The organism is Kitasatospora sp. NPDC089509 (assembly GCF_044749365.1).
Lineage (GTDB): Bacteria > Actinomycetota > Actinomycetes > Streptomycetales > Streptomycetaceae > Kitasatospora.
On sequence record NZ_JBIVHS010000026.1, the window covers coordinates 78,949 to 97,938 of the forward strand.

The following is an 18,990-nucleotide window of genomic DNA, read 5'->3' on the forward strand; positions in this document are numbered from 1 at the left end:
GCGGGGGGCGGGGGGGGGGGGGGGGGGGGGGGGGGGGGGGGGGGGCGCGGGGGGGGGGGGGGGGGGGGGGCGCGCGCCCCCCCCCCCCCCCCCCCGCGGCGGTTCCGGTGTGGGTCAGGTGTGGGTCAGTGCATCGCCACGCCGGCGCTGTCGCCGCTCGGCAGGTCGCTGGCCTTCGCCTTGATCGCGAAGATCGCTACCAGCAGCGCGACCCCGGCGAGTGCCGCGCCCACGATGAACCCGTGCGAAATGCCCTGGGCGAGCACCGAGTTGGCGGCGTCCGAACCCGGCGGGAAGTCGTGCTTGTCCTGCAGGTACGCCAGTTGGTCGGGTGAGGCCGAGTGCAGGAACGCGGGCATCTGCGCCTTGGCCTCGGGCACGGCGTAGTGCGCGAAGACCGTGGTGAGGATCGAGAGGCCGAGCGAACCGCCGATCTGCTGCATCGAGTTGAGCAGGCCCGAGGCGGCGCCGGTCTCCTCGCCGGGGACGCCCGCGACCGCGATCAGCATCACCGGGACGAAGATCAGGCCCATCCCGAAGCCGAAGATCACCGTGGGGGCGAGCACGCCGTCGAGGTAGCCGCTGTCCTTGTGGATCTGGGTCAGCCAGGTGAGGCCGATGGTGACCAGCAGCGCGCCGCCCGCCATGAACGGCTTCGGGCCGTACTTGGCCTGGAGGGCGGACGCGATCTGCGCGGCGATGATGATCGACACGCTGATCGGCAGGAACGACACGCCTGCCTTGAGCGGGCTGTACCCCAGCGGTCCCTGCACGAACAGGACCACGTAGAAGAAGATGCCGAACATGGCCGCGGCCAGGCAGAGCATCATCACCAGGCCGCCGGTGCGGTTGCGGTTGGCGAACAGGTGCAGCGGGGTGATCGGTTGGTCGGTGCGCCGCTCGATCACGAAGAAGGCGACCAGCAGGACCGCGCCGCCGACGAAGGAGCCGATCGTCAGACCGTCCGACCAGCCGTAGTCCGGGTTGGCGGCCCGGATGAAGCCGTAGACCAGGCCGACCAGGCCGAGTGTCGAGGCGAAGGCCCCGGGCAGGTCGAAGCGGCCCGGGTGGCGCTCGGACTCGGCGATGTAGCGCGGCGCGGCGATCGCGATCAGGACGGCGATCGGCACGTTGACGAAGAACACCCAGCGCCAGTTCAGGTATTCGGTGAGCAGACCGCCGGCCAGCAGACCGATCGCGGCGCCCGAACCGGCCACCGCCGAGAAGACCCCGAACGCCTTGTTGCGGGCCGGTCCCTCCTCGAAGTTGGTGGCGATCAGGGCGAAGGCCGTCGGTGAACAGATCGCGCCACCGATGCCCTGGAGTGCGCGGGCGGCCAGCAGCAGCGTGCTGTCCTGGGCGAAGCCGCCCAGCAGCGAGGCCAGACCGAACAGCAGGGTGCCGAAGATGAACACCCGGCGGCGGCCGAGGATGTCACCCGCGCGACCGCCGAGCAGCAGCAGGCCGCCGAAGGTCAGGGTGTAGGCGTTGATGACCCAGGACAGGTCGGTGGTGGAGAAGTTCAGCGCGTCCTTGATGTGCGGCAGCGCAATGTTCACGATGGTCGCGTCGAGCACCACCATGAGCTGGGTGGCCGCGATGACGGTCAGGGTGATGCCCTTCCCCCGGCCCTGGCCGCCCTTCGGTGGTGAGTTCTTGCTGAGCGTGTCGGTGATAGCCACGAATGTGCCCCCTGCTGGCTACGTGCTCGGTGCTGTGGGTGCGTGGGTACGGCGGTGCGTCGATACGGTGATGCGTCGGTACGGCGGTGCGTGGGTGCAGCACTGCGTCGGTACGGCGGTGCGCAGGCATGTCGGTGCTTCGGCATGTCGGTGCTTCGGCATGTCGGTGCGGTGATGCGTCGGCCGCGCTGTGGTTCGCGGGCCCGAAGGTGCTGCTGCGTGGCGACGCAGGCTAGGAAGGAACGGTGCCGTTCACTAATCTGGACGATAGCCTGGGCTTGATAGTGAACGCAAGCGTTCCTTAAGGATGGTGGGGATGGAGCGATTGATGCGGCGCCTGTCGGTGGACCGGGCGTCCGCCCGACCGGCGGATGCGGGCCCGTCGTCACCGGTACCTGCGGAACCCGGGGCGTCGGGGGTGCCGGAGGAGTCTGGCCGGTCGGCGAAGTCTGGTAGGTCGGAGAAGTCTGGCGGGTCCGCCGCGGAGCCGGACCCCCGGTGTCGGGGGCGGGCCGTCCGGGAGGCGTTGGCGCGTCCGGTGCGGCGGCGGGGGAAGGAATTGGAGAACGCGATCTTCGAGGCCGCGCTCGACCAGCTCACCTCCGGCGGATACGCCCGACTGACGATGGAAGGCGTCGCCGGTGCGGCACGGACCGGGAAGGCCGCGCTCTACCGGCGTTGGGCGTCCAAGGTCGAACTCGTCATCGACGCCCTGGACTCCACTCTGCCACGCCTCCACGGGATCCCTGATCTCGGGTCCGCCCGGGCGGAGTTGCTGCAGCTCATCGAGCTGTTCACGGACGCGATCTGCTCCCGGGCGGGCGCCGCGCTGCACACGTTGATGGCGGAGCTCTCGCACCAACAGGCCGAGGTGTTCAAGGACTTCATCGCGCAGCGGGTGATCGAACCGACCAAGGACACCATCCTGGACATCCTCCGCCGGGGCGTCGAGCGCGGCGACGTCCGGCCCGGTGCGGTCGCCCCGCTGGTCGCCGACGTCGTCCCGGCCATGCTGATGTACCAGGTCAAGGTCTCCGATCAGGGGCCGGCCCCCGACTATGCGGTCCGGCTGGTGGACGACGTGCTGATCCCGATGGTCCGGCAGCCGTAAGGCCGTCGGCCGGGCGTCGTGGCTGCGGTGACCGTGGTCGCCGGTCGCCCTGGTCACCGTCGTTGCGGCAGCGGTCGGGCTCAGGGGCCGGGCGGGACCGGGTGCCCGTCGGCGGGCTTAGGCTGGAGACCGCCCCACCGGTGCGGGCCGCCCGCCCAACGGGTTGCCCGGCCCGACCGGGCCGCCTCGCGCCGACCGGGCTGTTCCGCCCCACGGGGCTGCTTTGCCGAACGGAGTCCGTGATGCCCATCGTCCCGCCGACGCACTCCGTCGAACGCTCCCTCCGCCGGGCCGGCGCCAAGATCGTGGTCGGGCTGGACGAGGTGGGTCGCGGCGCCTGGGCCGGACCGGTCACCGTCGGCGCGGCCGTCACCGGCCTGCGCAAGCCGCCGGAGGGGCTCACCGACTCCAAGCTGCTCACCGAACTGCGCCGCCAGGCCCTCGCGCCGGTGCTCGCCGACTGGGTCACCGCGTACGCGCTCGGTCACGCCTCCCCGCAGGAGTGCGACGAACTCGGCATGACGGCGGCGCTGCGACTGGCCGCGGTCCGCGCGCTGGAGGCCCTTCCGGTCGAGCCCGACGCGGTGATCCTGGACGGCAAGCACGACTACCTCGGCGGCCCCTGGCGGGTCCGCACGGTGATCAAGGGCGACCAGTCCTGCATCTGCGTCTCCGCCGCCTCGGTGCTCGCCAAGGTCCACCGCGACGGACTGATGGCCGAATTGGGCGAGGACTGCCCGGAGTACGGCTTCGCGGACAATGCCGGCTATCCGTCCCCGGTGCACCGCGCCGCGCTGGAGGAACTCGGCCCCACCGAGCACCACCGGCTCTCCTGGTCGTACTTGGACGCGCTGCCCCAGTGGCGTCATCTGAAGCGCGGTCGGGACGTTCCGGGCGCGGGTCAGGGATCCGCCGACGAACAGTTGACGCTCGGTTTCTGACGGTCCGTCTGGAATTGCCCCGGTGGGGTCGCGGATGCTTGGTGCCCAATGGGTGGGGCGCCCGTGCGCGTTCGACCGGCATTTGATAGATATCCGGGTATGCCTGTCTTCCCCGAGGAGCCGGAGATTCACGAGAGCCTCCCGGGCCCCGGCGTTCCCTTCCCCCGCGAGTCGGACGCACAAGCCCTCCACGCGCCTGCCACCGGCGGCGCGCCCACCGCACCCACCACCACTGCCGCCGCGCCGCTCCCGGTGCCCGGCCCGCGTTCGGCGCCCCGCCCGGCACCGCCGCGTGCCGACCGCTCGGGTCCGCCGCGCCTGATCCCCAAGCCCGGGCCGGCACCGCGCCGCCCGGCCCCCGCCGTCCCGCAGGTCGAGGTCCGGCGCATCGCCGCCGTCCCGGCCGAGGCGCTCGAACGCGCCGATGGGACGGTCGACCAGTTGCTCGACTCGGGCCGCAACCCGGGCGAGATCCTGGTGTTGACCGTCGGCGAGGCACACCCCTGGCAGCAGCACGAGCTCTCCTTCGGTGAGCAGCGCTACTGGGCGCAACTCACCGAGGGCGGGGACGTGTTCTACGCGGACGCCGCGCTGACCCGGCCGGCCCGCCGTGAGGTGGTCGTCCTGGTGGTCAATGGCGGTTCGCCCGCCCGGGCCGCGGAGGCGTACACCGAGGCGCTCGGCCGCGCCACCGCCCTGTTGGTGGTCTGCGGGGAGGCCGGCCCGGCCGCCGCCTCGTCGGCCGGAGCCGCGCCGGGGCGCCCGGTCAAGGCCTGACCGGAGCGCCGCCAGTCCTCGTCCACTCCGGGCCCGGTGCCGTACGGTGCCGGGCCCGGAGTCCGTCCTCGGTGTGCCGCCTCGCTGCGGCGCCAGGGGTCCTGTTCCGGGCGTGTTCTCGGACGGTCGCCCCGGGCCGCTCAGCGCGTGCCGGTGCGGCGGCCCGGTCGGACGGCGTTGACCCGGGCCGGGATCCACGGCGGCTCGGACTGCGGGGAGCGCTGCGGTGCGTCGGCCCGCTTGGCCTGTTCGACGGCTTGCTGGCGGGCGCGCTGGCTGCGCGGAGCTTCGTCCAGTACCGAGCGCGGCGGCAGCTCCGTCACGGTGTGCACCGGGCCGTCCGCCCACGAACCCGCGTGCGGATTGCGCCCGCCCCGTCCGTCCCCGAGGATCTGCCAGCCCGTCGGGGTGAGCCCGACGTACGAGCCGCACCGCAGCCCGTGCAGCCCGGCCGCGTCCCGCAGTGCCCACATCCAGGCGCCGTCCTGCTCCGTCCAGCCGGGCGCGCCGTCGCGGCAGCGCAGCAGCACGGCCGTCCGGGTCGGCTCGGGCAGGCGCAGGTCGTGCGGGGTGATCCGGCGCAGGTGCGTCAGCAGCGCGTTCCGGTGCTGCCAGCCGTCGGTGTCGTGTGGCCAGGGCGTGAACGAGGCCGAGGCGGCGAGGTGGTGGAGCGCGTCCAGGACGGCCACCACGACCGTGCCCGGCTGGGGCAGGTGGCGTTGGTGCAGTTCCAGCACGAATTCGCGCGGATCGCGCAGCAACGGGATCCCCGAGGCGGTCCAGGTCTCCAGGTCCAGCTGCCGTCTCGGCGCCGACCTCCCGGAGAGGGGATGCTGACCTCGGCCGATACCGTTGATCACGATCCTCCTTCCTGACCCGTGGGCAGGCGGGTGCCTGGGTACGCCGGAGGGCGGGTCCGGTGGACCGGGTTTCGGGTACCTCCCAATTCTCGGGGCAACGAGGCCGGAGCGGCAACGATGAAATGATGAACGCCACCCGATAGCCCATGTTCTGCCGGATATGTTCCACGGTGGCCCGAGCGAGCTTCAGGTGCCGTCCGGCCTTGATCCACACCGTGTGAAGAGCATCGCGAACCGTCGTCGACATGGTGGGCACCCCTTTCTCGGGTCGGGTCTCCGGTGTGATCGAAATCGCCCTGCGGGCTCCTTTCCGTTAGGCCATTCGAGTGAAGGCGGCCGGGTGGGCGGCGCCCGGCCGCCACCCGGTCACCCCTGTCCGGTCACCCCTGCACGGCCAGCACCAGCGGCAGCACCGCGCCGGCCCCGGCCCGACGCAGCAGCCGGGCGGCCACGGTGACCGTCCACCCCGAGTCCACGAGGTCGTCCACCAGCAGCACCGGCCCGCCCGCGGCCGCCACCGCTTGCTCCAGCTCCGGCGGCAGGACGAGAGCTCCGGCCAGGGAGTGCAGCCGCTGGGCGCTGTTGCTGCGGGCCCCGTGCGGGGGCAGTCCACCGGCGTACTCGATCCGGCCGAGCAGCGGCATCCGCCCGATCTCGGCGATCCGCGCGCCGAGGCTGCCCACCAGCTGGGGGCGGGTCGAGGAGGCCATGGTCACCACGCCGACCGGACGCTCCAGCCGGGTGCCCTCCGTGGTGGCGGGCCCGGCCCAGCCGCCGGGGCCGCGCGCCCAGTCGGCCAGCACCGCCACCAGCGCGTCGACCGCCTCGCCGGGCACCGGCACGTCCGGCGCCTGCTCGGCGAGCAGGGTGCGCAACCGGTTGCCCCAGCCGATGTCGGACAGCCGGCCGAGCGCCCGGCCGGTCTCCGCCTGCTCGCCCGCCGGGATCCGGCCCTTGAGCGACACGCCGAGCGCCTCCATCCCGGTCGGCCAGAGCCGCCGCGGCTCGAAGCTCACGCCCGGGCGGCCGAGCGCGGCCCGGGCCGCTGCCAGGGTCTCGGCGGTGACCTCCGGGGTGTGCAGCGGCCCCGCGCAGTTGTCGCACCGCCCGCACGGCACGGCCTGCTCGTCGTCCAGCTGGCGGCGCAGGAACTCCATCCGGCAGCCGGTGGACGCCGCATAGTCGCGCATCGCCCGCTGTTCCGCCTCCCGGGAGGCGGCGACCTTGGCGTACCGGGCGGTGTCGTACTCCCAGCTCTGCCCGGTGGCCGTCCACCCGCCCTTGACCCGGCGGACGGCGCCGTCCACGTCCAGCACCTTGAGCATGGTCTCCAGCCGGGCCCGGCGCAGGTCGACCCGGGGCTCCAGGGCGGCGGTGGAGAGCGGTCGGCCGGCCTCGGCCAGGGCGTCGATGGTGCGCCGCACCTGCTCCTCCGGCGGGAAGGCGAGCGAGGCGAAGTAGCGCCAGATCGCCTCGTCCTCGCGCCCGGGCAGCAGCAGCACCTCCGCCCGGTCCACCCCGCGCCCGGCGCGGCCGACCTGCTGGTAGTAGGCGATCGGCGAGCTGGGCGAGCCCAGGTGGACGACGAAGCCGAGGTCGGGCTTGTCGAAGCCCATGCCGAGTGCGGAGGTGGCGACCAGCGCCTTGACCCGGTTGGCCAGCAGGTCGGCCTCGGCGGTGCGGCGCTCGGCGTCCTCGGTGCGGCCGGAGTAGGAGGCCACCGGGAAGCCGCGCTCGCGCAGGAAGGCCGTCACCTCCTCGGCGGCGGCCACCGTCAGGGTGTAGACGATGCCCGAGCCGGGGAGCCGGTCGAGGTGGTCGGCCAGCCAGGCGAGCCGGTGCGCGGGGTCGGGCAGGGCGAGCACGCCCAGGGTCAGGCTCTCCCGGTCGAGCGGACCGCGCAGCACCAGGGCGCGCTCGTCGGTGGTGCCGGTGCCGAGCTGCTCGGCGACGTCCGCGGTGACGCGGGCGTTGGCGGTCGCGGTGGTGGCCAGCACCGGGACGCCGGGCGTCAGGTCGGCGAGCATGGTGCGCAGCCGGCGGTAGTCCGGGCGGAAGTCGTGGCCCCAGTCGGAGATGCAGTGGGCCTCGTCGACCACCAGCAGGCCGGTGGAGGCGGCGAGCTTGGGCAGCACCTGGTCGCGGAAGTCCGGGTTGTTCAGCCGCTCCGGGCTGACCAGCAGGATGTCGACCTTCCCGGCGGCGACCTCGGCCTGGATCTCGTCCCACTCCTCGGTGTTGGCCGAGTTGATGGTCCGGGCGTGGATCCCGGCCCGGGCCGCCGACTCGACCTGGTTGCGCATCAGGGCGAGCAGCGGGGAGACGATCACCGTCGGTCCGGCGCCGCGGGCGCGGAGCAGTGCGGTGGCGATGAAGTAGACCGCGGACTTCCCCCAGCCGGTGCGCTGGACGACCAGGGCGCGGCGGTGGTCGACCACGAGGGCCTCGATGGCCGTCCACTGGTCCTCGCGCAGGCTGGCGGCGGGACCGGCCAGTTCGCGCAGGACGGCCTCGGCCCGCGCCCGGACCTCGGCGCGGTCGGCGGTTTCGGTGCTGTGGATGTCGGGCTGCTGCATGGCGTCGATGTAACCCCATGCCGCCGACAAGCGGCGAATGCGGCTTGGACGGTGAAGCGGAAGGTGGAGTGGATTTCATCCGCTGATCCGCTGAACGGCTGCTGAAATTCACTGACCGGAGTGGGTTTGGCGTGCTCCGAATGAGCGAACGAAAATTCGCGGGCCGAGTTATCCACAGGAAAAAAGAAAATTCCGGGGTCGGTGGCGGACGGCGTCCACGCTTGCGGCCATGAACGCGATGAACAACGAACACGTCACCCTGTCCCTCGGCCCCGCTTCCGAGCAGCGGCCGGTCGTCATGCGCGGTCCGGCCGACATGGCCGAACTGTTGCCCTACCTCCTGGGGTTCTACCCCGACGACAGCATCGTCGCGGTCGGCCTCCAGGGCCCCGACCTGCACCAGGGCGGGGTCATCCGGGCGGACCTCCCGGTCTCGCCTGCGGAGTGGCCCGCGGCGGCGGAGGAGACGGCGGCCCTGCTGCTCGCCCTCTCCGAGCGGCACGGCAGCCGGCCGCTCGAAGTGCTCCTCTACCTCTGCCAGGACCCGGTCCCGGCGCACGCCCCGCCGCCGGTGGAGGGCCTGCGTCCGCTGGCCGACCAGTTGCGCGCGGCCTTCGGGCGCAGGGGAGTGCCGGTCAAGGAGTCGCTGTGCGTCTCGGCCGGCCGCTGGTGGTCCTTCCTCTGCCGCCGGGAGGGGTGCTGCGATCCGGCGGGCAACCCGGTGCGGCGGGGGCCCGATCCGGGCCCGGCGGCCGCCGCCGCGACGGTGGCCGGCCTGGTGCCGCGCGGCAGTCGGAAGGCGATCGTCGGCGGGTTGGCCCCGGTCGGCCCGCCGGAGGACGCCGCGCAGCGCGAGGCGCTGGTGGGCGCCGAGCCGCGGGCCGGGGCCGTCACCCGGGAGCAGGGCCTCGAACTGCTGGAGCAGGCCTTCGCCGAGTTCGCGGCCGGCGCTCGGGAGCTCGACGAGGAGCGGACGGCCCGGCTGCTGTTCGCCCTGCGGGACCGCCTCACCCGGGACCGCGGCGTCGAGTACGTCCGGCCCGCCGAGCTCGCCCCCGCCGAGCGGCTCTGGCGCTTCCTCGCCCGGCGCGCGGTGCCGCCGTACGAGGGGTGCGCGGTGGCCCCGCTCACCCTGCTGGCCTGGGCCTCCTGGGTCGCGGGGGACACGGCCACCGCCCGGGTGGTGCTCGGCCACGTCCTGCGGCTGTCCCCGGGCTACCTGCTGGCCGAGCTGCTGTACGAGTCCATGAACGACGGCATGGCGCCTGGGGCGCTGCTGGCCGCCGTCGAAGCCCAACGGAGGCGGCGCGAGGAGCGTGCGGCCGGTCCTGAGTCCGGGCCTGAGCCGGGTCCTGAGTTCGGCCCTGAGCCCGAGTCCGGCCTCGTGACCGACGGCGGGCCGGAGTCGCCGCCGGGGCCGGGCCGGGCCCCGGGCGGCGCTCGCCGACGGCGACGGGGCGGTCGGCGGAAGGGCACCTCCACGGGGTCGGCCCCGGCCGATCGCGGCCCCGACGCTCCCGGGCGCTCCGGTGAGCCGGGTGAGGACGCGAGGGGCACCGGACCGGTCGCGGTGCTTCCGGCGCCCGGGTGCGGCCCGGCGGCGCAGGGCAGGCCCGCCCGGGGAGTTCGGCTCGGCCGGGCGGGGGCCTGCGCCTCGGCGGCAGCGGTCCGCTCCGGCACCGGAGTCCACCGGTGCCGGAGCAGCCGGCGGGCGGCGAGAGGGGTTCGCGGTGCGCACTGAACCACTCGCCGCCCCACCGGCCGGAAGGCCGCTACGCCTCGCCGTGGGCCATCTTGATCAGTCGGTCCATCACCTTGCCGCCGCTCACCCGCAGGCCGTCGTGCTCCCACTCGTTGGTGACCCAGACCCGCAGGCCGCGCACCGCGCGGGCGGTCTCCAGCGAGTGGGCCGTGTCCACGCACATGTCGTCGTGGTAGACGGTCGCCACGACGGGCACGGTGTTGTCGGCCAGCCGCGCGGGGTCGTAGAGGTCCGGCCAGTCGGTGCGGGCGGCGAGCAGCTCCGCGGTCTCCTTCAGCGGGCGCAGCGCCGGGTCGGTCTCGAACATCCAGGGGTAGATCATCTCCCCGGTGAACAGCACCGGCGCGCCGGACTCCAGCGCCGCCCGGGCGTCGAACTGCGGGTACTCCTTGCGGACCCGCTCGGCGGACCAGGCCGTGCCGCCCTGGTCCACCGAACGCTGGCCGTAGATCGATTCGTGCAGCACGGCGTACAGCGGGTTCTCGGCGAAGGAGAGCCGGGCCTGCACACCGGCCAGGAAGGTGTCGGAGAGCTCGGCGCCCGCCGGGCCCTCCACCCAGGCCTCCTCCAGCAGGTGGTGCAGCGATCCGGAACCGCTGCCACCGACGAACCCCAGCCCGAGCACCTGGAAGGCCTCGACGGTGAGCAGCCCGCCGTCGGGCAGGGTCGCGGGGGAGTCGGCGAGGTGGGCGGCGATCCGCCGCACGGCCTCGACGTCCTGCGGGAAGCGGGCGTAGTGGTCCTCGTTCTTGCGGACGACGCGCGGGTAGGCGGCGCGGTACACGTCGTCGGCCGAACGGTCCAGGCCGGAGAGGCCGCCGGTGAGGAAGACCTCGGTCAGGCCTTCGGGGGCGAAGGAGAGGTAGGTGAGGGCGCAGAAGCCGCCGAAGCTCTGGCCGAGCACGCTCCAGCGGCGGTCGGCGCCGAGCAGTCGGTGACGGATCAGTTCGGCGTCCCGCACGATCGAGTCCGCGCGGAAGTTGGCCAGGTAGTCCGCCTGCTGCTGCGGTCCGCCGCGCCGGGCGAGGGTCTGCCGGGTGGCCGGCGTGGACCGCCCGGTGCCGCGCTGGTCGAGCAGCAGCACCCGGTAGTCGTCCAGGGAGCGGTCCAGCCAGTTGTCCCGGCCGAGTGGGCGGGGGGCCTTGCCGCCGGGCCCGCCCTGGAGGAAGAGCAGCCAGGGCAAGTCGTCCTGCTCGCGGCCGGCGGCCACCACCTCGCGGGCGTAGACCTCTATCTGCTCCCCCTCCGGGGAGGCGTGGTCGAGCGGGACCTGGAAGACGTGGTCGGTCGTGACAATCCCGGGCAGCTTGCTGACGGTGGACATGCAACTCCTCGGTCTCTGCTGGTCACAGCGGTTGCGTCGCGGTTCGCGGGGTCACCGGGTACAGGCGCCGCGACCCTCGCACCGTATCCTGACCGCGGTCGAGCACAGGTTCGACCGCCTCGATTGACCGGACCGGGCCCTCGGCCGCGACCGGGCCCCGGCCCGCCCGGCGCCGAGTTCCGGGGATGGACGGCCTCGGGGCCCCGGCGGAGGCTTCCGTGACGGCTCGACAGGGGCGGCGCGACGGTCCGGTCCGCCGGACGCGACCAATGGCGGTCAGGGTGGGCGTGACCTGGCGGCGGTGCGCGGCGTTCACCCCGGGGGGCCTGTGCCCGGTCGGTGTCCGGCCGCAGCCCGGTTCCCGGGCGGCCGGTCGTCGGCGGGGTGGGCCGGCCGGGTGCGGCCCGTCGGCTCGTCCGATGCGGGCCGCGGGGGGCGGGTCGTCGCGGGCGGAGCGTCACCGACAGGCCGGGTTACCGGACCTGACGGTGTGCCGGGCACCATGACGTGTCCGAGGGCAAGGGCGCGGCGCGCCGGTACCGGTCCGGTGCCGCACACCGCATGGCACGACCCACCGCCGGGTACGGCCAGACACGGCACACCCGCCGACGGGAAGGCCCCGTCGGCCAGGCATCATCAGCACGCGATCGAGCATGCTCGCGGCCCACCGGCCTGACCGGCCACCGGACCGCCGAGGGGAGGAGAGTCCGGTGACCGCCATGAGGCCACTGCAGGCCATGCCGGCCGAGAGCGTGGTCGGCGCGCCCAGACCGCCCGGCCGACCCGACCAGGTCCCGGTGGCCGTGCCCGTCGGCGCCCCCGCCGGCCCCGGACGCACCGCGCCCCCGCCGCGCCCGCAGCCCCCGGCCGTCCACCACACGCTGCTCTGCGTCAACGCCCCCGCGATGGCCGCCTCCGGCCCGGACGGCCAACTGCGCGGCCACGGCCTGCACGGCTTCTACCGCAACGGCGTCCGGGTGCTGGCCCGGATGGAACTGCGGCTGGGCGGCATGGAGCCGCTGCCGCTCCAGGGCACCCTGACCAGCACCGCCCAGGCCCGCTTCCTCGGCGCCGTCCGCCTCCCCGGCGACCTCGACCCGGACCCGGCGCTCACCGTCGAGCGGCTGCGCCACGCCGACGGCGTGGAGACGGTCACCGTCCGCAACACCGGGGCCCGGCCCGCCCGGCTGCCGCTGGAGATCGCCCTCGGTACGGACCTCGGCCCGGTCGCCGAGATCGCCGCCGGGCACCGCCCGCCCGACCTGCCCGGCCAGGTGCAGTCCGCCGGACTGCGCTGGTCCGGTCCGGTGCACAGCGCCGTGGTCAGCGCCAAGCCCTCGCCGCACGCCGTCCTGGCCGGGGCCGGAGTGCTCCGCTGGGACTTGGAGGTCCAGCCCGGCGCCCGCTGGTCGGTCGAGCTGCGCGCCGAACTGGAGAGCGTCCCCGGTGGCCCGCGGCCGCCCGGTGGGCGCGGCACGGGCGTCCCGCTGCCCTGGGCCGAACCGGAGGTGCGCAGCGACGACCCACGGGCCGCGTTGCTGGTCGACCGCTCCCTGGACGCCCTCGGCGGGCTGCTGTTCGCCGACCCGGACCGCCCGACCGACCTCTACCCGGCCTCCGGCGCGCCCTGGCGCTTCGGTCTGGCCCCGGCCGACGCGCTGTGGGCCGCCCGGCTGACCCTCCCGCTCGGCACCCGGCTCGCCGCCGGCACCCTCCGCGCGCTGGCCCGCCGCCAGCAGCTCGCCCCCGCCCCCGGCCGCGCCGAGGGGCTGCTGCCCGGTGCGCTGCGGCACGGCGGCCCCGAGCTGCCGCCCACCTGCACGGCCACCGAGGCCACCCTGCTGTTCGTCACGGTGCTGGCCGAGGCCTGGCGTTGGGGCCTGCCCCGGGCGGAGGTCGCCGAGCTGCTCCCGGCCGCCGAACGGGCCCTGACCGCCCTGCGCGAGGGCCTGGTCGACGGCTTCGTCACCGACCTCAGCCGTCCGGTGGAGGACCGGGCCGCCCAGCCGGTGGCCGCCCGCGCGGAGGTCCAGGCGCAGGCCCACCGCGCCGCCCTGCACGGTGCCGAACTGCTGGAGTCCTTCGCCAGGCCGGGGGCCGGGGACTGGCGGAGCTGGGCCGCCGACCTGCGCGGGCGCTTCCGCGAGCGGTTCTGGATCGACGACCTTTCCGGCGGCCGCCCCGCCGCCGGGCTGGCCCCGGGCGGCCAACCGCTGCCCGCCCTCGCCTCCTCGCTGGTGCACCTGCTCGACACCGGGCTCGCCGCCGACGGCGGCCGGCACGAGAGCCTGTTGGACCGGGAGCAGACCAGGCTGTTCGCCCAGCGCCTGGTCACACCCGAGCTGGACAGCGGCTGGGGCCTGCGGACGCTCAGCGCCAAGTCCCCGCGCTTCAACCCGCTGGGCCACCGGGGTGGCGCGGTGCGGATCCACGAGACGGCGCTGGCGATCGCCGGACTCGCCGAGGCGGGCCACGAGAACGAGGCCCGCGCCCTGCTGGAGGGTCTGCTCGCCGCGTCCGCCCACTTCGAGGGTCGGTTGCCGGAGATGTACGCCGGGGAGCAGCGCACCCCCGGCAGTCCACCGGTGCCCCACCCCGCCGCCTGCCGCCCGGCGGCGGTCTCCGCGGCCGGAGCTGTTCACGCGGTGTTCGCGCTCGCCGGAGTCCGGCCGGACGTTCCGGGCGGCCGTGTCCTGGTGCGCCCGGCCAGCACCGCCCCGCTCGGCGAGCTCGAACTGACCGGCCTGCGGGTGGCGGGCGAACCCTTCTCGGTCCGGGTGAGCCGGATCGGGGTGGCGATGGTCGAGGAGGCCTCCGCGGACCTTCAACTGGTCGCCCGCTGACATCCGGCCAGGCCCGCGCCCGGGCCGGTCGACCCCCGGGGCGCGAGCCCGCGCCCCGGGCGGCCCCGGTCACCGGTGCTGCGCGCTCCGTGAACGGGCCTGTGCTTATCGTCAGAGAGACGACTATGATCGTCGCCATGTCGCGCTACGATCCGTCGGCCTTCCCGCCCTTCGCTGTCACGGTTGACCTGGTGGTTCTGACGGTGCGCGACCACTCGCTCTGCGCCCTGCTGGTCAGACGAGGTGAGCCGCCCTACCAGGGGTACTGGGCGCTGCCCGGCGGCTTCGTCCGTCCGGACGAGGGCCTGGCCGAGGCGGCCTCCCGCGAGCTGGCCGAGGAGACCGGGCTGCGCGCCCACTCCGCCCCCGGCCACGAGGCGGTCGGCCCCGGTGCGGCCGGCGCCCACCTGGAGCAGCTCGCCACCTACGGCCACCCGCAGCGCGACCCCCGGATGCGCGTGGTCAGCGTCGCCTACCTGGTGCTCGCCCCCGACCTCCCGACCCCCCGGGCCGGTGGCGACGCCAGCAGTGCGCGCTGGGCCCCGGTCGGCGAGCTCCTCGGCGAGAGCCCGGCCGACGGGGTCCCGCTGGCCTTCGACCACGGCCTGATCCTTGCCGACGGCGTGGAGCGCGCCCGGTCCAAGATCGAGTACTCCTCCCTGGCCACCGCCTTCTGCCCGACCGAGTTCACCGTGGGCGAGCTGCGCCGGGTCTACGAGGCCGTCTGGGGCGTGGCCCTGGATCCGCGGAACTTCCACCGCAAGGTCACCGGCACCCCCGGTTTCCTCCTCCCCTCGGGCGGCACCACCACCCGTCAGGGCGGGCGCCCGGCCCAGCTCTTCACCGCCGGTGGCGCCACCGTCCTCAACCCGCCCATGCTCCGCCCGGATTCCTGAGCACCCTGCGGCCCCGACGGCCGTCCGCGCGTGCCGTCGAACGGCCCCGGCCCGGGGGCCGACGGCCCGAGCCCGGCGCACAGTGTCGGTGGACGCTTCGGCCGCCGGGCCGAAGGCCATCGGACCCTGGGAGCCCCGTGATGACCGCGGACAACCCGTGCGCCGCCCGGCGGGACGGCATCGTGAAACTGGTGGCGGACTTCAAGAGCCTCACCATGACCACCGACCGGACCGAAGAGCAGCTGGCGGCCCTGAAGGCCGCGCACGCCGCCCCGGCGACGATCGCATCGGTGCAGGAGACGCTGGACGCCGAGCAGGAGCAGCTCGCCCTGCTCGCGCAAGAGGGCAAGGCCGCCGCCGAGGACTTCCAGCAGCAGTGCGCCGGCCAGCCGCTCCCGCCCGGGGCCGCGGCCTTTCTGGTGACGTAGCCACCGGCCTCCCGGGCAGGCGCCGACGGCGCGTCGGACCGTCCGAGCCCGTGAATCGCAGGATCGGATTGTCCCCTGATCGGGTGAGGTGGGCAGGCGGTGGGCCCGTGGCGGTTCGGTAATGCCCGGAATCTGCGGTGCTGACCCCTAATGTGCTGGCGTCGAGCAGGTCGGCCGAGGGCACGGGAGCAGCCAGCGATGATCCAGATCACCGGACTGACCAAGGTCCATCGCAAGGGCGCGCCGCCGGCCGTCCTCGATCTGACCTTCGACGCCCGGCCCGGGATGGTGACGGTCCTGCTCGGTGACGAGGGGGCCGGGAAGTCCACCGCCCTGCGGCTGATGCTCGAACTCGAACGGGGCCAGGGCATCACCCTCTTCGACGGCCGCCCCTACCGCCGGATCCGCCGGCCCGAGCGCGAGGTCGGCGTGCTGCTGCCCGGGCCGGGGGAGGGGGCAGCGGCGGTGGCCGGCAACCCGGGGCGCAAGGCGCGCGGCCACCTGCGGATGCTGGCGGCGGCCGTCGGCGTTTCGGCGCGACGGGCCGATGAACTGCTGGAGCAGACCCGGCTGGCCGCCGTCGCCGGGCAGCGGCTGCGCACCTTCTCGCCGGGCATGCACCGCCGGCTCTCGCTGGCCGCGGCGCTGCTCGGCGATCCCGGCACACTGCTGCTGGACGCGCCGACCGAGGGCCTGTCCCCGCGCAACGTCGAGTGGTTCCACTCCTTCCTGCGCTCCTTCGCCGTCGCGGGCGGAACGGTGCTGGTGACCACCCGGACCCCGCGGGAAGCAGGGCAACTCGCGGACCGGGTGGTCACCCTGGACCGCGGCCGCATGATGGCCGACCAGCCGGTCGCGGAGTTCTGCCGGACCAGGCTCAGCCCCGAGGTCGCCGTCCGCGGACCCCAGATGGCGCGACTGGCGGACCTGCTGGTCGGCCAGGGCGCCGAGGTCCGCCGGGACGGTGGTGCGGGCCTCGCGGTGGCGGGCATCGACCGCACCGAGATCGGCGAACTCGCCTACCGCCACGGGATCCTGCTGCACGAGCTGGCCGACCGGGTGGTCGAACAGCCCGCGCCCCGCACCGCCCTGCCGGTCGCCTCCGGGCGCTCCGGCCACCTTCGCCTCCAGCCGGAAACCGAGCGGGGCCATCAACAGCCCCATGAGCCGGCCCACGAGTCGGTCCACGAATCGGCGCCGGGGGCCGCACGGTCGGGCGCCGACCCGGACCGCCGGTCCAGCACGCCCGAGCCCACTGTCCCCGAGCCCACCGTCCCCGTCCCCGTGCCCGCGACGGAGGGCCGCTCCCGCGAGGAGGTGGTGGCCCGCGGCACCCGCGCGCTGCCCGTCGCCGCCGTGACGGCCGCCCTGCCCGTCCTCGCCACGGTCACCACCCCGCCGTCGGCCGCCAAGGCCGCCACGACCCGCACGACCCCCGCCGTCGTCGTCGACCGGCTCTTCCGTGACCAGCCGGCCGCTGCCACCCGCCTCACCCCGGTCGCCCGGCCCCTCCACGCCGAGCCGGCCCACACCGAGCCCTCCCCGGCGGAGCCCCTCCTGGTCGAGCCCGTGGGCACCGATCCCGCCCACCCGGAGCCCGCCCACCCGGATCCCCACCGAACCGAGGCACTCCGCACCGAGACCGAGCCCACGCGTCGCCGCCAGAGCGCCGCCGACCTGCTCACCGACGACACCGTCCGCCTCGGCCGGGTCAGCACCGGCAAGGCCCCCGCCGCCCCCGCCACCCCCGACGACCACCGGAGCGAGTGAACCGTGCGTGTCCTGGCCTACGAGCTGCGCCGCCTGCGCGGCCTGCGTTCCACCTGGCTGCTGCTCGCCGCCGTCCTGCTCTGCGACGCGGTCGTGGCCGCCGTCCTGGCGAGCCAGGCCCCGACCGGCCCGCTGGCCGCCCCGGCCGGGGTGCGGCTGCTGACCGCCGCCGTCCCGCTGATCCCACTGCCGTTCGCGGCGCTCGGCGCCGGGGTGCTGGGCGCGCTCTCCTACGGCCACGAGGTGCGCCACCCCGGGCTGGCGGCCTCGCAGGTGACCTACTCGCGCCGGGTGCGGCTGCTGCTGGCCAAGCTGCTGGTGGTCGGCCCGGTGGCGGCGCTGCTGGCGCTGGCCACCCTGCTGATCGACACCGTGGCCGTGCACCTCGCCCTGCCGGGCGGGGTGACGGTGGCGGCCTGGACGGACCCCGGTGCGCTCTCCGACCAGGCCTCCGGGCTGCTGGGCGCCGTCGGGCTGAGCGGACCGGCCGACCTGCCCGGGCTGTTCGCCCCGTTGGCGCTGCTGGCCGGGCACGGAGTGCCGGCCGCGCTGCTGGCCTTCGTCCTGCTGACCGTGGTGGCCGCCTGGACCGGTGTGCTGACCGCCTCGCTCACCCGCAGCGCCACCGCCGGGGTGCTGCTGCTGTGCGCGCTGCCCCCGCTGCTGGAGTCGGGCGTCGCCCTGCTGCTGCGCCGGACCGGCCACCCGTGGCCGGTCCGGGCGGCGGAGCTGCTGCCCTTCCAGTCCGGCCTCGAATGGGCCTACGGCTGGGTGTACGGCGGCGTCCGCGGGACGGCGGCCGGAAGCGCGGCGCTGACGGATCCGGCCCTTCTCGTGGTGGGAGCGGCCCCCGCGGCGGCCCTGCTGCTGGCGGCCCTGTTCGTCCAGGTCCGCCGTCGCTCGCTGTAGTACCGCAGCACCGAAGTGCCGCGCGGCACCGCGACGGGCTGCCGCCGCGCGTCCGGGCCCCGCGCCCCGAAGGACCAAGATCGACCAGCACTGACCGCAATGCGCGGTTCTTCCTGATAAGAAGTCAATTATCCAGTCACGGCCGATCACCCTTTCGTGTGCTTTTCACGAGAATTCTCAAGCTGCGCCTGCCGATCGCCGACAAAGGAGGCGTGAGTACCCTTGCGCACCCCATGACCCCCGCCCGTTCCGCCGATGGGCCCATCCACGGTCCCGGCGATCTGGACCGCTTCTCGTACGCCGACCGGCCGACCCCGCCGGCGCCCCGCTGGGAGGGCGCCGAGTCCGACATCGCCCGGGTCGGCCGCAAGACCACCAGCAGCCGCGGTCGCGGTCTGCACGGCCAGCTGGTCCAGCAGCTCGGCCAGATGATCGTCTCCGGCGACCTGGGCGCCGACCGTCCGCTCGTGCCCGAGGAGATCGGCCAGCGGTTCGAGGTGTCCCGGACCGTCGTCCGCGAGTCGCTGCGCGTGCTGGAGGCCAAGGGCCTGGTCAGCGCCCGCCCGAACGTCGGCACCCGGGTCCGCCCGGTCGGCGACTGGAACCTGCTGGACCCGGACATCATCGAGTGGCGCGCCTTCGGCCCGCAGCGCGACGAGCAGCGCCGGGAGCTGTTCGAGCTCCGCTGGGCGATCGAGCCGCTGGCCGCCCGGCTCGCGGCCGGTCACGGCCGGGAGGACGTCCAGCAGCGGCTGGTCGAGCTGGTCGAGATCATGGGCCACGCCGCCGCCCAGGCCGACCTGTCCACCTACACCCGGGCCGATGCCGAGCTGCACGCCCTGATCCTGCAGATGGCCGGCAACCGGATGCTGGAGCACCTGTCCGGGATCGTCTCCTGCGCCCTCCAGGTCTCGGGCGGTCCGACGATCTCCTGCGAGCGCCCCTCCGAGTCCTCGGTCAGCCTGCACGCCCGGCTGGTGGACGCGCTGGGCACCGGCGACGGCACCGCGGGCGAGGCCGCCATGCGGGCGCTGCTCACCGTCCACCCCGAGATGGAGCCCTCCGTCCCCGCGCCCCGGGAGCACTGAGCGGACTGTTCTCACGAGCGGGC

General features: G+C 74.8%; 14 protein-coding genes. 10 read left to right on the top strand and 4 right to left on the bottom strand.

What is annotated here, in order from left to right; genetic code table 11:
• Positions 1–125: 125 nt before the first annotated feature.
• Positions 126–1,682: an MFS transporter gene (locus ACIP4P_RS36535; RefSeq protein ID WP_400926094.1), complete on the bottom strand. Its 1,557-nt coding sequence runs from the start codon at positions 1,680–1,682 to the stop codon at positions 126–128.
• A 559-nt stretch (positions 1,683–2,241) separates the two neighbouring features.
• Between ACIP4P_RS36535 and ACIP4P_RS36540 the strand changes: the two genes are divergently transcribed.
• The 3 genes from ACIP4P_RS36540 (at position 2,242) to ACIP4P_RS36550 (ending at position 4,511) form a co-directional block, all read left to right on the top strand.
• Entirely contained in the window at positions 2,242–2,793 is a 552-nt protein-coding gene (locus ACIP4P_RS36540; RefSeq protein ID WP_400926097.1) for a TetR/AcrR family transcriptional regulator, read from the top strand.
• 242 nt (positions 2,794–3,035) lie between these two features.
• Entirely contained in the window at positions 3,036–3,734 is a 699-nt protein-coding gene (locus ACIP4P_RS36545) for a ribonuclease HII (protein ID WP_400926100.1), read from the top strand.
• A 99-nt stretch (positions 3,735–3,833) separates the two neighbouring features.
• Complete coding sequence (locus ACIP4P_RS36550; RefSeq protein WP_400926103.1) at positions 3,834–4,511, top strand: hypothetical protein; 678 nt, start codon at positions 3,834–3,836, stop codon at positions 4,509–4,511.
• Between the two features lie 140 nt (positions 4,512–4,651).
• On the opposite strand, the gene ACIP4P_RS36555 is transcribed toward ACIP4P_RS36550, so the two are convergent.
• Together ACIP4P_RS36555 and ACIP4P_RS36560 are read right to left on the bottom strand one after the other, a co-directional pair.
• Complete coding sequence (locus tag ACIP4P_RS36555; protein ID WP_400926106.1) at positions 4,652–5,371, bottom strand: hypothetical protein; 720 nt, start codon at positions 5,369–5,371, stop codon at positions 4,652–4,654.
• 380 nt (positions 5,372–5,751) lie between these two features.
• Complete coding sequence (locus ACIP4P_RS36560; protein WP_400926109.1) at positions 5,752–7,947, bottom strand: RecQ family ATP-dependent DNA helicase; 2,196 nt, start codon at positions 7,945–7,947, stop codon at positions 5,752–5,754.
• A 229-nt stretch (positions 7,948–8,176) separates the two neighbouring features.
• Here ACIP4P_RS36560 and ACIP4P_RS36565 point away from each other — a divergent pair, with 229 nt between their 5' ends.
• The gene (locus ACIP4P_RS36565) at positions 8,177–9,688 is read left to right on the top strand and encodes a DUF4192 domain-containing protein (protein WP_400926112.1); all 1,512 of its coding nucleotides are present in this window, start codon (positions 8,177–8,179) and stop codon (positions 9,686–9,688) included.
• Between the two features lie 31 nt (positions 9,689–9,719).
• On the opposite strand, the gene ACIP4P_RS36570 is transcribed toward ACIP4P_RS36565, so the two are convergent.
• Positions 9,720–11,033 (bottom strand): alpha/beta fold hydrolase, encoded by a 1,314-nt coding sequence (locus ACIP4P_RS36570; protein ID WP_400926115.1) that lies wholly within the window; start codon positions 11,031–11,033, stop codon positions 9,720–9,722.
• A 719-nt stretch (positions 11,034–11,752) separates the two neighbouring features.
• Between ACIP4P_RS36570 and ACIP4P_RS36575 the strand changes: the two genes are divergently transcribed.
• The 6 genes from ACIP4P_RS36575 to ACIP4P_RS36600 all read left to right on the top strand — a co-directional run bounded on the left by ACIP4P_RS36575 (position 11,753) and on the right by ACIP4P_RS36600 (position 18,967).
• Positions 11,753–13,876 carry a glycogen debranching N-terminal domain-containing protein gene (locus tag ACIP4P_RS36575; protein WP_400926222.1) on the top strand — a complete coding sequence of 708 codons (2,124 nt, stop codon included), beginning with the start codon at positions 11,753–11,755 and terminating at the stop codon, positions 13,874–13,876.
• A gap of 137 nt (positions 13,877–14,013) precedes the next feature.
• Positions 14,014–14,772, top strand: coding sequence for an NUDIX domain-containing protein (locus ACIP4P_RS36580; RefSeq protein WP_400926118.1), 759 nt, complete (start codon positions 14,014–14,016; stop codon positions 14,770–14,772).
• 140 nt (positions 14,773–14,912) lie between these two features.
• Positions 14,913–15,200 carry a hypothetical protein gene (locus ACIP4P_RS36585; protein ID WP_400926121.1) on the top strand — a complete coding sequence of 96 codons (288 nt, stop codon included), beginning with the start codon at positions 14,913–14,915 and terminating at the stop codon, positions 15,198–15,200.
• 198 nt (positions 15,201–15,398) lie between these two features.
• Entirely contained in the window at positions 15,399–16,970 is a 1,572-nt protein-coding gene (locus tag ACIP4P_RS36590; RefSeq protein ID WP_400926124.1) for an ATP-binding cassette domain-containing protein, read from the top strand.
• A 3-nt stretch (positions 16,971–16,973) separates the two neighbouring features.
• Positions 16,974–17,879 carry a hypothetical protein gene (locus ACIP4P_RS36595; protein ID WP_400926127.1) on the top strand — a complete coding sequence of 302 codons (906 nt, stop codon included), beginning with the start codon at positions 16,974–16,976 and terminating at the stop codon, positions 17,877–17,879.
• Positions 17,880–18,037: 158 nt separating this feature from the next.
• Positions 18,038–18,967, top strand: a complete 930-nt coding sequence (locus tag ACIP4P_RS36600; protein ID WP_400926130.1) for a FadR/GntR family transcriptional regulator — start codon at positions 18,038–18,040, stop codon at positions 18,965–18,967.
• Positions 18,968–18,990 lie beyond the last annotated feature (23 nt).